The sequence below is a fragment of the Alteromonas sp. AWM4_230 genome (assembly GCF_056158305.1).
Map to the genome: position 1 here is coordinate 4,573,597 of NZ_JBSWTB010000001.1, position 14,741 is coordinate 4,588,337.

Below are 14,741 nucleotides of genomic sequence, written 5' to 3' on the forward strand. Positions count from 1 at the left end.
CTATACGCACTACGAAAAGTGAATTTTACTCGCGTTTCACGGTCACAATGCGATAGCATGCTGGCAAGTAACACAGGAATCGTACTATGCGCTTAGCTTCATTTAAGTCTTCTTTTCTTTCTGACCGTTCACCTAAGAAGACCAAGTCTTACCCCTCATTCATTCGTACATCTTTGGCTCTGCTTATTGCTAGTGCGTCGATTAACTTCGCGTATGCCAATGAACAATTTGCTAGCTGCACCGCCGTACTTGCAGATAAAGCCAAGCAAGAAGGGGTTAGCCAGCAAACCATTGATGATGTATTTCCTCACCTTGTTCACCAGGACCGTGTGATTGAGCTAGACCGAAGCCAACCCGAATTTGTACAAACCTTTCCAGGATACTTTAGTAAGCGCGTTACCGACTGGCGTACTCAGAAAGGCAAAGAGATGTACGCTAAGCACGAGGAGCTTTTGCACAAACTAAGTGATAAGTACGGCGTGCCTCCTCACTACCTGCTCGCTTTCTGGGGCTTAGAAACAAACTTTGGTTCGTACAAAGGCAAAATGCCGGTACTTGATTCTCTTGCCACGCTGGCTTGTGATAAACGAAGAAGTAAGTACTTTACCCAAGAGTTCCTTGTGGCCGTGAAGCTAATGGAACGGGAAAAGCTACAAAAAGAAGATATGATTGGTTCGTGGGCTGGCGCTATGGGCCACACTCAGTTTATGCCTTCGGCCTATACCCACTATGCCATTGACGGCGATGGCGATGGGCAAATCAATTTGTGGGCAAGTGAAGAAGATGCGTTATCTTCTGCCGCAAACTTCCTTGCTAACCTTGGTTGGGAGCGCAGCTTCCGCTGGGGTCGTGAAGTGCAATTGCCTGAAAACTTTGACTATCAAGAGTCTGGCTATAAAAACAGAAAACCTCTTAGCGAATGGAACGCTCAAGGCGTGAAGAAAGCCGATGGTTCTGCGCTGGGCGAAGACGATACCACTGCTTATGTTATCGTACCTGCAGGACATAACGGCCCAGCCTTTATCGCTTACAAGAACTTCCGCGTTATTATGCGCTGGAACAACTCCGAGTTTTATGCCATCGCCGTAGGCGTATTGGCTGACCGCATAGCTGGGGCGTCTGGTATTAAAGCAACCTTACCTGATCTCCCCGCCTACAGTCGCAAAGACATTATTGCGCTTCAAAGTAAGCTGAATAATTTAGGCTTTGATGTGGGTAAACCCGACGGCATTATTGGCCCTGCCACTCGCGAGGGTATCCGCAACTACCAAATTAGCAATAATATGATCGCAGATGGGTTTCCAGGTCTGGAAGTAATGGCAGCCCTTAACATTGACCTTGCAAGCAAGGCTACCTCTTAATCTTGATTAAAACAGCGCCCTTTCAGGGGCGCATTAATCATTTGGTATTTTCAGTAACCGGTAAGGTAAAAACCGTTCAGATTATTGGTTACTGAACGTATTCAAACGTTAGGCTTGAAAAGTAAGTTTCAAAATCTGCTGCAGAACTATTTGTAAGAGGTACGCCCCAAACCGTATTAAGCATAACAGGCCCTTCGACATTAAGTTTAAACGTCGCCTTTCCTTCACTGTCAGTTTTAACCGCTTGCACTTCGGCGCTGTGATCAACCAAGGATGCAGCATCGATAAGTGCATTGCTTAAGGGCTTTCCTTTGAACAATACCTGAACAGATAGAGTGTTATCTGAGAGTTTATAGGGGTGTTCAAGGGGCACTATTTCTAGCGTATGGCCTATGGGTTTTAGCGCATTATCCGTTGTTGACTCACCCACTTGCACAATGGTTTTCGCTTTTCTTGAATAAAGCTCTTTTCCGGCAATATCGTTCCGCCCTCTCGCCTCGCGATGGGCTAGTATTTCTGTTAAACCTTCATCTTTCGCATACTGATTAAACTTCTTCGCTTTTAGTACACTAGTAGCATGGTAGCTTTCAAACCCTATAACGTGAGTGCCAGGTGAAAGCTCGACCGTTTTAGCCATGCCGGGTAGCATTGACGTTTTAGGTACTACGCTGGCGGCCATATCACTCACGCCGTCAGAAGAATAAGTGCGCAACGCGACTATCCTATCCCACGCAAGGTTCCAATGAGAGGTATCTTCTTTATGGCCTACTTTAAACTGCAAGGCAACAGCACTTGGTTCTTGTGAACGGTAGCTTGCTGGCTCTAACCAAAAATCGTGAGCCTGAGCGCTTAAAGATGTAGCAAACAGAAAGCCTGCTGTGGCTAAACGGGATAATTTCATAGCGTAACGTTACCTAAATAAAAGTTTGTAATTGCTACCATCAACTTAGCTTAGTTTTTAATATGTAACCACTGTCGTTAAAAACAGACTGTGTAAAAAACTGGCATATAAGCAATTACTGGTGTTTGAAATACACAACAATCAACTAAAAACCGTAAGAGGTATGGCCGTATCAGCCGCTACATATGCTTTTTTGTTTTGCTGGTCGGCAATGCATTGGCAGGGTCATCTGGCCAAAAATGCTTGGGATAGCGCCCCTTCATTTCTTTTTGTATTTCCTTATAACTGCCTTGCCAAAAGGCCGCTAAATCACTGGTAGTTTGCAATGGTCTACCAGCTGGCGACAGCAACTCGCAAACAACAGTAACTCTCCCGCCCGCTAACGTTAATGGGGCGTTTTGCGAATACAATTCTGGCATTTTGACAGACAGCACCACGTCACCATTATCGCGATAATCCAGGCTAGCCTCTCTGCCTGTTGGAATAGTCAGGTGAGTGGGCAAGAGCGTGGCCAACGCATCTTGCTGAGGCCAAGACAAACCATTATTCAAGGCCGTTTTCCACGGCAACTGCTTAAGGTTTTTGATGCTTTTACAGTTTTTTAAGACAGGCGCTAAACTGTCTTTGGCTTGGTGCACCAGGGCGCTTAATGACAACGGCCAGGGGTCGGGCTCATCGAAGGCTTTTTCTTGTGGTAAATTGAGCTTTCCTGCCATTGCCACTCTTCGCCACCATTGCCAATCGGCATCCGACAGTGGCCAATGGGATAACGGCAAGGTATCGAGATAGGCAAACCAGGCATCGCACATTGCACTGTCCCAAAACGCTTTTTCGCGACTTTTTTCCTGTCCGGATATTGGTGCACTATTTAGCGTTATGTCATAAAACCCTGTACTTACTCTAGCTTCCATCACGCCAGTTTCGCTGTTAAGAATAACACTACGCTTTTCGCTAAATGCGTCAGGGAAAGCTAAACGCAACCAGCGCTCGGGGACACGCTCAGCTAGGCGTATTGCCACTGTGCTTTTAATTAGCTGCCCCTCAAGCACCGCTATCCAGGGTTCATTGTCTTTCTCGCTTTCATTGGAAAATGTATTACCAGCTGTAGCGGTTAGCTCAGCCCCCTTCCCACTCGCCAACTTGTATTCAATAATATGAGACTGAGAAGCACTGCTTCGTGCAGCCCCTTTTGTTACGGTTTTAGAATTACCAGAGTTACCGCTATTACCGCTTGGCGCATTGCGCCTGTAGCCCACCTGCAAAGGAAATGCGATGGCGATACAAAGGCCAAGGGCGCGTTCGTCTAATGCATTGATATCGGGCGTGAAAGTCTGCGCTTTGCCCTGCCCGCTTTGCACATAGCGCGCATAACGGGAAGCTTGTTGTATAAGCTGATTGCGAGTGCTGCTATTAGCATGAAGCAGAGCATCCATTACGTTTGTGGCACCACTCACATTAATATTACTTTCGCTTATTGCCACAACAAACGGTGCAGCAAAGCGAAGCGCGCTATTTTCATCAGAACTTAGTCCGTCTATGCCTGTTTTTGCCGTTAGCAATAAATGGGCTAAATGGGGCTGACATGGCAACTGGGCCAGCGCTCTTCCATAGGGAGTAATGCTCGATTGAGAGATAGCATTAACCCGCTGAAGCTTTTGTTGTGCCACCTGCTGCTGCGCTTGTGTAGGCTTCGTCAACAATGCCAAGGACTCTGGGCTGCTACCCCACGCTAGAGTATCTAGCAAGAAGCTGCTTAAGTCCTCTTTTTCAATTTGCGCTGCATTGTGTTTCGCCAAACGCTCGAAGCTGCTTTTACTGCATAGCCTATAGCAGGTTCCGGCCATGACCCGTCCTGCTCGTCCGGCTCTTTGAATGGCAGATGCTTGCGAAATACGTTGCTGGGTGAGGGCGGTAATATCGCTTGAAGGGTGATACTGAGCACTGTTCTCCCACAGACTATCAATAACCACTGTCACGCCTTCAATGGTTAAACTTGTCTCTGCAATGTTGGTAGATAATATGATTTTTCGCTTTCCCTGCGGGTCTGGCGCTATGGCTGCTTGTTGCGCTGATTTTCCTAAAGCGCCATAAAGCATGTGAACGGCTATGTCCGCACTTTCAGCTACCCCTTTTATTTCTCTGGCAACAGCATTTATGCTTCCTCGGCCGGGAAGAAACACTAAAATATCACCATCGTGCTCGCTTACTGCCTGTTTTATGAGATTACTGGTTTTCGGTATCAACTCATAAGCCTGCACATCTTGGGTGTAGCGAACATCAACAGGAAACATACGACCTTGAGTTTCTAAGTTCGCTACTGGCAGTACGCTAAACGCATCAAGCAATGTTTGAAGTGGCGCAATATCCAAAGTAGCCGACATCACCACTAGGCGTAAGTCATCGCGAAGCCCAGACTGGACTTCAAGTGCCAGTGCCAAACCAAAGTCACTATGAATACTGCGCTCATGAAATTCATCGAAGACAATAGCATCCACACCGGTAAGCTCTGGGTCTTGCTGGATCATGCGCGTTAACACCCCCTCGGTTATTATCTCAAGCCGAGTGGCAGACGATGTTTTCGACTCGCCCTTTATACGATAACCAACTGTTTCACCCACACTTTCATTTAACTGTTTTGCTAAGTGGTCAGCAAGATTTCTTACCACCACCCGGCGTGGCTGCATAAGCAGTATTTTTCCCTTTAGCGAAGATTGCAGCAGTGACAAAGGCAGTACAGTAGATTTCCCTGCCCCCGGAGGCGCCCCTATGATGATGTTGTTAGTAGCTACGGCTTCTTGTAGCGGCGTAACAAGTTCATAAGCGGGTAGGTGAGAAAACGGCTGTAACATAAAGGGCATAAAGGTGTTATAAGTTGGTGGGTATAGTGTACCTGATGTAAACAATGCACTCGAACATCACAGCTATTTTTTTAAATTTGGTAAATATTCAATACGCGCGACTTGTTTTGGAACTCGTCCGCAGCGCCATGATAAACTTATTGTCGTACGGACGTTCGCTGCCTTCTTAAACTTGTGGGCTGCACTACTGTTTAATGTACATAGATAGGGCAAATTTAAAGGAGGAAAGCTATGCGAAGCTTTATTGGTTTAGATCTTAGCGCCACAGAAAAACTTGCTCTAGATTGCTGGCGTCAACAGGCGTTGCCTGAAGTAATGCCTCGTCAATGGGTGAAAAGCGAGGTGACTCGTACTCGTAAGTCTGGCAACAAGCGTAACGAACACATCAACAATCAAGGGCCCGCAGTACCTTATGCTGTACCGGCAGCAAACTTTCATATCACGCTTTGCTTTTTAGGCGAAATAAATCACCGTCAGCACGAAGCGCTTGTGTATGAACTCGACCAGCTCGTCAGTGAACCATTTTCTCTAACTCTTAATGCTACCGGGTTATGGAATGGACCTAAAATACTCTTTGCTGCACCCACTGAAACACCAAAGGCACTTAATGAACTCGCTAAATTGTCGAGAAAAGCGGCCCGTAAAGCAGCAATCGAAGTAGAAAGCAGAGAGTATAAGCCTCACGTCACTCTTGTAAGAAAGGCTACGTCGACATTGCCGCTACCGCTTTACAGCCCGAGCGTAGACGTTCACATTTCAGCATTTCACCTATTTGAATCTGTGACTACGCCGCAGGGGGTGACCTACCCTATTCGTCAATCTTGGCCGTTGAAACACAATATGTCGGTAAGAGAGAAACTTCGCCGCGGTATTACAGATGAGTAAAAAGAGGCTAGTAAAGAGCGGCGAATAAGGAAAATGTACTACCGAGCTGGGTTATCCGCATCTGTACCGCTATAGCAAATACCTTTTTATAGCTAAGCAGCCTTGATGACTGAGAGCAATGACCGAGTGTGATTATGAGTTATAGCAATTTAAGCTGGTTTTAAATTGCCTATAGCCTTTACAACGCCTAGCGCCACGGGTAAAAAGATAGCCTGTTTTTTTATTCACACTGCCCACATGCAACAAACATTTAGATTAGTTATAGACTGCCCTGACCAAATCGGGCTAGTTGCCAGCGTGTCGCAATTTTTAGCCGACCACAACGCAACCATCGTTGAAGCCAGCCATCATACCGATTTACAGACCGGCCGCTTTTTTATGCGCCATGAAATTAGTACCGATTCGCTTAAGTTAGATCACCAAAGCTTCGTTAAAGAGTTCACCCCACTTGCTAACGAGTATCAGATGAACTGGAAACTCAGTGACTCAGACAAAAAACAGCGCGTAGCGCTGTTAGCTAGCCTTGAATCTCACTGTTTAGTTGACCTGCTTCACCGCTGGCACACTGGCGAGCTGCACTGTGATATTCCAGTGATTATTGGCAACCACCCGCAAATGAAACAGTTTGCCGACTGGTATAAAGTCCCTTTCCATTGGGTAGACTTTAAGGCGTTAGGCAAAGACGCGGCGTTCGCGCAAATCACTACCTTACTTCAAGAATACAAAATTGATTTGACCGTGCTTGCCCGTTTCATGCAGATTTTACCTGATACGCTATGCCAAGAGCTGGAAGGTAAAGCCATTAACATTCACCACAGCTTCCTACCTAGCTTTGCCGGTGCTAAGCCATATCAACAAGCCTATGATCGTGGCGTAAAATTAATTGGCGCAACCTGTCATTACGTCACCAAAGATTTAGATGAAGGCCCAATCATTGAGCAAAGCGTTAAACGTATCAGCCATAGCGACAGCGCAGCTGATATGGTGCGCAAAGGTAAAGACTGTGAAGTAACCGCACTGGCTCACGGTGTGCGCTACCATTTAGAAGACCGCGTAATTATTCACAGAAACAAAACCGTGGTGTTTGCGTAAGCTTTTACAATTGCCTAATAAAAAAGCCCGACAGTAAAATTACTCTCGGGCTTTGATTTAGTCGAGTCTCGCTCTATCTAGACATTCTTTTTCACGTTATTGAACCCATCTTCACCAAGTACTTCTTGAAGCCTCGCTTTTATTACGGCTTCCTTGTGTGGATAGTGAAAATCAAATCCTCTGCCATTCCTATCTAAAATTACCCCTAGATATTGGTTAGAATAATTAAGCGCATAAATTGTGTCAGCGTTCACTTTTAGTGGCTGGCGGTCGTAACCGTGTAAATAGTGAAACACAACGCTCCCATTCTCTTTTTCTATTAAACTTTCGATAGAATATTTCTTGCTAAGGCCCCTGCTTCTGAAATAGGAAACATAGCCAATAAGAAGCCCTACACTACTAATAGTCATTGCAAGCTTCAGATCGTCTTCTACATTGAGGCGCAGGACAAAAAGCGCCAATAGAAAAGCAGGAACAGCGAAAAATAGAGCTTTGTCGATGGATTTACGTTGCATTTCCTTACCTGTAGACTCAATTCCGTTTGACCATAAATACATCACAAAACAACTATATATTCAACTAAATTGGGCTAATGCGCATGGCACGCCTAAGCTTCATGTAGTACCACAGGTTTGATGCTGCAAATAGTGCTTCAGTAATAGCTAATCCCCAGGTTTGGGTAATCACACCGTATGCCGTGAAGTTGATTGAACCTATAATCATACACACGCGAAGACCTGCTTCTTTGCAGTGCAGTTCACCAAAGCGATAAGCCATAAAAGTTAACACAGGCATAGCCTCAATCAGCGAGGTTTTACCGGTTAAGTTATTTACTGTCAGTACAATCACCATCATAGTGATTAAAGTAATGTAAGTTGCAATAGGCGAAAGTAGCTTATTTTTTATTATGCGATAGCTGGTACTCATTCCTGCTACCGTAATAACCACAACGCCTCCCCAAGCTTGCTCAAAAGCTAAAAGTGAGCCAATCGCAATACATAACCCTAAATTCAGCAGCAGTAATTTGCGTTCAGTATTCGACCAAAAGGAGGCCAAGGCGAATGCAACGGGAAACCCGTGAAGAAGTAATTCAAACATGGTGATCACAGTAAATAAGTCAGTGGTTTACACGCTGTGGGATACAGCTAATTCAGAACGGGCGCAGTGTAATTTCCAACCAGCGCAAAGCCAATCAAAATTTGTGCAATTTCGACGAATTGCATACCAGTACGATTTCCCCTCCAAACCGCTGTACTGCAAGGAATTACGTTAAAGAGCATTTAACTTATTTTTACATTATCTTAAGATGGTTTTTGTCAAAAAACCTATAGATAAAAACAGACAGGAAAACTCATGGGTAAATTTAAAACATCATTTACCGCGATAGCGGTTGTGGTTGCACTTGGTGCATGTTCAGAACAAAAGGCACCAGAAACGTCTAGCACAGAAGTGCAAAATACAACGGCATCTCAACAAGCACAGTTTGATAACGTTCTGCTTCAAGAGTTTAAAGGCCCGTACGGTGGTGTACCTGCTTTTGATAAAATGAATTTGGAAGATTTAAAGCCTGCGCTAGAAAAAGCTATGGAATTAAATCTTAAAGAAATTGAAGCCATCGCAAACAACGAAGCGCCACCAACGTTTGAAAACGTTATTGTAGAAATGGAGCGGGCAGGTGCAGAACTTGGCCGCGTATTCACCTATTACGGCATTTGGAGCTCAAACAAGTCTAGCCCTGAATTCCGCGAAATTCAGGCAGAGATGTCGCCTAAGTTATCGGCTTTCTTCACGCAAATTACGCAAAACGAAAAGCTTTTTGAAAGAGTTAAAACGGTATATGAATCTGACGAGTTAGATTCACTTACGCCAGAAGAGCAGCGTATAACATGGATGACTTACAATAGCTTTGCGCGCAATGGCGCGACCTTAGATGGCGAAGCGAAGAAGCGCTACGCTGAAATTAACCAAGAGCTTGCTACGCTACACACTAAGTTTTCTAACAATGTACTAGCAGACGAAGAAAACTACGTTACCTATATTACTGAAGACCAGCTTGACGGTTTGCCTGCCTCATTTGTTAAAGCAGCAAAAGCGGCAGCCGAGTCTCGCGGCGAAGAAGGTAAATATGCAATTACCAATACGCGTTCATCAATGGATCCGTTCTTAACATACTCCACCAACCGAGAGCTTCGCGAGAAAGTATGGCGTACATACTACAACCGCGGTGACAATGCTGACGAGTTTGATAACAGCGATATTATTAAACGTATCTTAACTCTTCGTGATGAGCGCGTTGAGCTATTAGGTTACGAGAATTACGCTCAGTGGCGCTTAGAAGATCGCATGGCAAAGAACCCAGAAAATGCCATGGACCTTATGATGAAAGTATGGCCTGCCGCTATTGCTCGTGTTGAAGAAGAAGTGGCCGACATGCAAGCCATTGCAGATGAAGAAGGTGCAGAGATTACTATTGCACCTTGGGACTACCGCTTCTATGCAGAGAAAGTGCGCCAAGCAAAATACGACCTAGACTCAAACGAAGTAAAGCAGTACTTACAGCTTGATAAGCTTCGCGAAGCGATGTTCTACGTTGCGGGTCGCTTGTTCAACTTCAATTTCACGCCTGTTGAAGAAGGCAAAGTACCCGTTTTCCACGAAGACGTGAAAGTATGGGAAGTAACCGACAAAGACAGCGGTGAACACATTGGTCTTTGGTATCTTGACCCGTTCTCACGTCAGGGTAAACGCTCTGGTGCTTGGGCAACTACATACCGCTCTTACACCACGTTCGATGGTAAGAAGACCGTATTGTCTTCAAACAACTCGAACTTCGTAAAAGGTGCTGATGGCGAAGCCACGCTTATTTCGTGGGATGATGCTGAAACCTACTTCCACGAATTTGGTCATGCACTTCACTTCTTGGCGTCTGATGTAGAATACCCGTCGTCGCATTCTGGTGTACGCGATTACACTGAGTTCCAGTCTCAGTTGCTAGAGCGTTGGTTAACTACCGATGAGGTTATCAACAACTACTTGGTTCACCACGAAACAGGTGAGCCTATTCCTTCTGAGCTGGTAGAAAAAATTAAAAAGGCTTCAACCTTCAACGAAGGCTTTAAAACTACCGAGTACATGGCTTCAGCCATTATGGATCTGAAGTACCACACTACCGATCCTAGCAAGATTGACCCTGACACTTTTGAGCGTGAAGAGCTTAAGAAGCTAGACATGCCGGAAGAAATTGTTATGCGTCACCGCTCACCTCATTTCGGCCACGTATTCTCAGGCGAAGGTTATGCAGCGGCCTATTATGGCTACATGTGGGCAGAGGTATTAACCGCTGACGCAGCAGAAGCCTTTATGGAAGCACCGGGTGGTTTCTACGATAAAGAAGTAGGCGATCGCTTAGTAAAATATCTATTCGCCGTACGTAACGCAATGGATCCAGCTGAAGCATATCGCAAGTTCCGCGGTCGTGACGCCAAGGTAGATGCATTGATGCGTGACCGTGGTTTCCCTATTCCTCAGGAACATAAAGAATAAGCGAAACGGCGGCAGCAGGCTAAGTTAACGCCTGCGACTAACCAATTCCGTTTCTGAAATGCTTAGGCTCTCGTATTTTTTATAACAAATACGAGAGCCTTTTTATTTATCCCCTACATATGTAAAGGCTAATATTTTTTTGTTGACCTGTTGATCAATTATGCCTCACAATCAATTTACCCTTTTTATTAGCAAAAAGTATAAACTTTGCAATGAATAGGTCGATAACTTCTCTGCGCGTTAAAAATAATAAAAGCATTAGCGTAAGAATCATAAAGTAGTACTGGCCCGCCTAGGATCCAGTATCAGACGTTGCTGTGCCTGCAATGCCACGTCACCTTTGATCTATTAATTTTCAGCATTAACTTACGTGGTCGAAAGTCATGACTTTCAGTATTAAACAAAAACTTATTATTTCTCTTATTGTGGCAGTACTTGCCGCAGCTATTCTTGTAGGTTCAATTAGCCAATGGATTGCCCGTGATCTCGTCAAAGAGAACATGGAAGAACTACAGCTCCCTTCTTTACTGAAACAGGTTGGCAACCGCGTAGACAGAGAGGCTAGCGTGATGCTTACCGTAGCACACAGCATTGCCTCTAACCCGGATATTCTCGCTTGGTCATCAGCCAGCGCCGATAGCGCTGGCGAACGGCGTTTACTGGGCTATCTAAATAATATCGTTGAATTTAACGATTTAACGGTAGCCTCGTTTGTAGACAGAAACACCTACAAATATTGGAATCAAGATGGCTTTTTGCGTGTACTAAAGAACGATGAGTTCGATGGGTGGTTTTTCGCTTACAAAAATAGTGGCGAACCCATCTCGCTGAGTTTGTACAACGAACCCGGACAGGGTTACCGCCTGTTTGCGAATTATCAGCAAGTAAACGGCAGAGGTATGTCGGGTGTCGCTAAATCGGTAGATGAGTTATTGGGTATTATCAATGCCGTTAAAATTGCACAAACCGGATTTGTCTTTCTTGTAGACGGTAGCGGTACTATTATCGCTCACCCCAATACCGAGTTACTGGGCAAAGCCAAATTAGCGTCAATAAGTGATCCGAACACAGCGGGGCAACTGCTTAATCGGCAGGGGTTCGCCATGGCCACCAGCGATTCAACAGGCGACACTCAACTGTTTGCCAGTACCTATGTGGAAAAGGCGGGTTGGTACGTAGTAGCACAAGTACCGGAGCACGAGCTTTATGCATCCTTAGATGCTGGTAGCCGCCAAATCATTATATGGGCGTTGATCATAGCCGGTGCGTTTGCATTTATCGGAATATGGCTGGCTGGCACCCTAACTAAACCACTTGAATCACTCGCGGATGTCTTTCAACAGCTTGGCAAAGGTCAAGGCGATCTACGCTCGCGAATTCCTATGCCTGAACAAAAAGAAATTGCCCGCTTAGTAGAAGGGTTCAATAACTTTATCGACCACCTTCACGGCACTATCTCTCAAGTCGCTAAAACAAGCCATGCATTAAAAGCATCGGCCCAGGATGTAGCAAAGCAGTCTCATCAAACTGAGAACTCTACGAAAAGCCAACGGGATCAGACGTTGCAAGCAGCGGCGGCATTAACAGAGATGGGCAGTACAGTAAATGAAGTGGCCCAGTCAGCTACTCATGCTGCGCAGAATGCGAATTTAGCAACCACTAACTCGGCTCATGGTCGCGAAATTACTCAGCGTGCGGTGCATGCGATAAACGGCCTGTCAGAGCAAATTCAAGATGTATCACGCGTTATTCAGTCGCTAGATGAACATACAGCAGCCATTGGCGGTATCCTTGATACGATAAGAGGTATTTCGGAGCAAACTAACCTACTTGCGCTTAATGCTGCAATTGAAGCCGCGCGGGCTGGCGATCACGGTCGAGGTTTCTCGGTTGTTGCCGATGAGGTTCGAACTTTGGCGCAACGTGCCGCCCAAGCGACTGATGAAATACAGGTTAAAATTGACAAGTTCCAGCAAGATTCTAAATCTGCGGTTTCGCAAATGGAGTCAAGCCGTACGCGCACCACTGATGTAGTAACCGCAACCACTGAGATTGACAAATTGCTTCAAGATATCGCCGAAGAGATTGCTCATATCAACGATGTGAATACGCAAGTTGCCACTGCAACCGAAGAACAAGCGACTGTGGTTGAAGATATAAACCGAAACATTAACGATATTAGTGCATCTAGTGAAGAAACTTTAAATGCAACGCAAATATTGGTGAACGTAAGTGACAAACTTGACGAGCTGGCGCAGGAACTTTCGCTAGAAGTGAGCAGGTTTAAACTATAAGAAGTCTCTATTACTTTACGCGCTAAGCGGTTCGTAACGAAACCTTGTACGCCATCATTTAGAAGGTGATGGCGTATTGCAACTTAACTTGATTATCGCGGCTTGAACGCCATGGTAGTTGAAGTGACGCACCACCACTCTCCCACGACTCTCTTAAGGCACCTACAGTAAGTAAGTGTTTATCTTCGTTAAACGGAACTTCAACGTACAGCCCAGCCGTTGTGCTAGTTGGTAGTCTGATCGTATCGGCGACAGGAATACGCATTTCATGGCGAGGGCGAACTTTGTGGCTCAATCCTAGGCGGTAGCCTCCTCTATCCCACCAGCTGACTACTTCAAATTCGTGGCTTTTCACGCGCTGAGATAGAACACCATAGTCAAGAAGCCCTTTATTGTAGTGCACAATAGCTTCAATATTAAACGTAGGCGCTAGTTTTTGGCTGAACGCTAATTGATATTGTTTCTGCTTGCAGCCTTTGAATTTAATCTTATTTTTTGTGAGGGTAAGAGAAAAGGTATCATCGCTATCTGAATATTTGTTGAGCCATTGCTGCGCCTTTTCAACCACGGAAGCATTAGCTGCCCCTGCCATTAATAAACATGGGCAAACACACATTGCTAAAAAGGACTGGTGTAAACGTCTCATTTTGGTTGCCTCTGAAATTGTGGTTGGCTACAACTTGTTCGATAACAATTTCAGTATAGACGCTAGTACGGCCAGTTGGGTATTAGCCATTTTACTAACAACAGCTAAAAGATAACTTAAAAAGAATGAATACTGTTAATGACAGTAGAACTGTTCACGGTCTTAACCAAGCAATAACGACCGAATTTCGCTTATCTTTGTGTTACTTCAGCGCTAGATAGTGAAGCTTTGCGTCCTTCCGTTGCTTCCTCACTAAACCAATAGGTGCCCTTGTTATCCACGCATACACCTTCAACTTGCTTGTATTGCTCTAATGGCCATATATCAAGAAGCGTATAGTCTTGTGAAATTTGCGCAATAAAGGTTGCGAAATTGCCAAAGGGATCTGATTTATACCCTGTGATAACGAACTTGCCTTGATGACGGTCGAAATCAACGCCCGTTACTACACCTGGTAGGCCTTCAATCGATGCAAAGGGGCTGATGCTTTGTTCTGCTTCCCCTTCGTTGACCTTGTAAACATGAGTAATGCCCGTTCTCCAGCTTTTTGAGAACAGAAGCAGTTCATTACCATACTTGACCATGGCCTCTGAATCGAAATCGTGTGCGTAAGGAATATTGCTCGAAGCATTATTGCCTGCATATTTTAGCGTGAAGGTAGTTATATCGTTTGTGTTACGGCGATTTACTTTGTGAACTTCAACCTTCTCTCTTTTTCCTTTATTGTTTCCGACATCTGCAATGTAAAACGACGTGTCGTCAGCGGTTATTGCTTCCCAGTCTCTATTAGTCAGTGGTAAACGCGTCCGCTCGGTTACCTCACCTTGGTAATTAATAAGGTAAATTACTGGTGCGTTGCCTGAGTCATTAAGCGAATACATACCATCAATTTCACAAAACAAACCCGACGTTTCCGAAAGCTCTTCAGGCAATTCCACAACACTCTCTACGTTAAACGAAGCAACTGACGCAGGGTATTGATTCGCGCATGAAGACGCTAGCAAAAGCGTTGACAACGAAAGTGCAAGTTTAGAAAAAGAGTTCAAAGAAGTCGCTCCGAAAAGGCCAGTAATCTTTCGCCATAATAACAAAGGTTTTAAACATCGAATATGCAATTAGCGCGCTAAAATTGGTCTATTGGTCTAAACTTCAAACCCAAGC

General features: G+C 45.1%; 11 protein-coding genes. 5 read left to right on the plus strand and 6 right to left on the minus strand.

Translation table 11 applies throughout. The annotated features are described in order from the left end of the window. The first annotated feature begins 86 nt into the window (after positions 1-86). Complete coding sequence (locus ACXACS_RS19705; RefSeq protein WP_474809127.1) at positions 87-1,361, plus strand: lytic murein transglycosylase; 1,275 nt, start codon at positions 87-89, stop codon at positions 1,359-1,361. 88 nt (positions 1,362-1,449) lie between these two features. Here the strand turns inward: ACXACS_RS19705 and ACXACS_RS19710 are convergent, their stop codons facing one another. Further along, positions 1,450-2,262: a DUF4198 domain-containing protein gene (locus ACXACS_RS19710; protein ID WP_474809128.1), complete on the minus strand. Its 813-nt coding sequence runs from the start codon at positions 2,260-2,262 to the stop codon at positions 1,450-1,452. A 179-nt stretch (positions 2,263-2,441) separates the two neighbouring features. Continuing rightward, on the minus strand, positions 2,442-5,165 hold the full coding sequence (locus ACXACS_RS19715) for an ATP-dependent RNA helicase (protein ID WP_474809130.1): 2,724 nt from the start codon (positions 5,163-5,165) through the stop codon (positions 2,442-2,444). Positions 5,166-5,351: 186 nt separating this feature from the next. Between ACXACS_RS19715 and thpR the strand changes: the two genes are divergently transcribed. Together thpR and purU are read left to right on the plus strand one after the other, a co-directional pair. Next, positions 5,352-6,005 carry an RNA 2',3'-cyclic phosphodiesterase gene (gene thpR, locus ACXACS_RS19720; RefSeq protein WP_474809132.1) on the plus strand — a complete coding sequence of 218 codons (654 nt, stop codon included), beginning with the start codon at positions 5,352-5,354 and terminating at the stop codon, positions 6,003-6,005. Between the two features lie 237 nt (positions 6,006-6,242). After that, positions 6,243-7,097, plus strand: a complete 855-nt coding sequence (purU, locus tag ACXACS_RS19725) for a formyltetrahydrofolate deformylase (RefSeq protein ID WP_474809134.1) — start codon at positions 6,243-6,245, stop codon at positions 7,095-7,097. A gap of 77 nt (positions 7,098-7,174) precedes the next feature. On the opposite strand, the gene ACXACS_RS19730 is transcribed toward purU, so the two are convergent. Together ACXACS_RS19730 and ACXACS_RS19735 are read right to left on the minus strand one after the other, a co-directional pair. Beyond that, entirely contained in the window at positions 7,175-7,654 is a 480-nt protein-coding gene (locus tag ACXACS_RS19730) for a hypothetical protein (protein ID WP_474809136.1), read from the minus strand. Positions 7,655-7,676: 22 nt separating this feature from the next. Continuing rightward, on the minus strand, positions 7,677-8,195 hold the full coding sequence (locus tag ACXACS_RS19735) for a YgjV family protein (protein WP_474809138.1): 519 nt from the start codon (positions 8,193-8,195) through the stop codon (positions 7,677-7,679). Positions 8,196-8,450: 255 nt separating this feature from the next. Between ACXACS_RS19735 and ACXACS_RS19740 the strand changes: the two genes are divergently transcribed. Together ACXACS_RS19740 and ACXACS_RS19745 are read left to right on the plus strand one after the other, a co-directional pair. Beyond that, the gene (locus tag ACXACS_RS19740) at positions 8,451-10,640 is read left to right on the plus strand and encodes a M3 family metallopeptidase (protein ID WP_474809140.1); all 2,190 of its coding nucleotides are present in this window, start codon (positions 8,451-8,453) and stop codon (positions 10,638-10,640) included. Between the two features lie 383 nt (positions 10,641-11,023). Then, positions 11,024-12,934, plus strand: coding sequence for a methyl-accepting chemotaxis protein (locus ACXACS_RS19745; protein WP_474809142.1), 1,911 nt, complete (start codon positions 11,024-11,026; stop codon positions 12,932-12,934). 58 nt (positions 12,935-12,992) lie between these two features. On the opposite strand, the gene ACXACS_RS19750 is transcribed toward ACXACS_RS19745, so the two are convergent. Both ACXACS_RS19750 and ACXACS_RS19755 read right to left on the minus strand, forming a co-directional pair. Continuing rightward, complete coding sequence (locus ACXACS_RS19750) at positions 12,993-13,580, minus strand: hypothetical protein (protein WP_474809144.1); 588 nt, start codon at positions 13,578-13,580, stop codon at positions 12,993-12,995. Between the two features lie 191 nt (positions 13,581-13,771). Further along, positions 13,772-14,626 (minus strand): hypothetical protein, encoded by an 855-nt coding sequence (locus ACXACS_RS19755; protein WP_474809146.1) that lies wholly within the window; start codon positions 14,624-14,626, stop codon positions 13,772-13,774. Between the last annotated feature and the right edge of the window lie 115 nt (positions 14,627-14,741).

Bases quoted from the DNA above. Each gene is read 5' to 3' on its own strand.
- ACXACS_RS19710 (WP_474809128.1), bottom strand. From the start codon at position 2,262: ATGAAATTATCCCGTTTAGCCACAGCAGGCTTTCTGTTTGCTACATCT.
- ACXACS_RS19705 (WP_474809127.1), top strand. From the start codon at position 87: ATGCGCTTAGCTTCATTTAAGTCTTCTTTTCTTTCTGACCGTTCACCT.
- purU (WP_474809134.1), top strand. From the start codon at position 6,243: ATGCAACAAACATTTAGATTAGTTATAGACTGCCCTGACCAAATCGGG.
- ACXACS_RS19735 (WP_474809138.1), bottom strand. From the start codon at position 8,195: ATGTTTGAATTACTTCTTCACGGGTTTCCCGTTGCATTCGCCTTGGCC.
- ACXACS_RS19750 (WP_474809144.1), bottom strand. From the start codon at position 13,580: ATGAGACGTTTACACCAGTCCTTTTTAGCAATGTGTGTTTGCCCATGT.
- ACXACS_RS19745 (WP_474809142.1), top strand. From the start codon at position 11,024: ATGACTTTCAGTATTAAACAAAAACTTATTATTTCTCTTATTGTGGCA.
- thpR (WP_474809132.1), top strand. From the start codon at position 5,352: ATGCGAAGCTTTATTGGTTTAGATCTTAGCGCCACAGAAAAACTTGCT.
- ACXACS_RS19730 (WP_474809136.1), bottom strand. From the start codon at position 7,654: ATGTATTTATGGTCAAACGGAATTGAGTCTACAGGTAAGGAAATGCAA.
- ACXACS_RS19740 (WP_474809140.1), top strand. From the start codon at position 8,451: ATGGGTAAATTTAAAACATCATTTACCGCGATAGCGGTTGTGGTTGCA.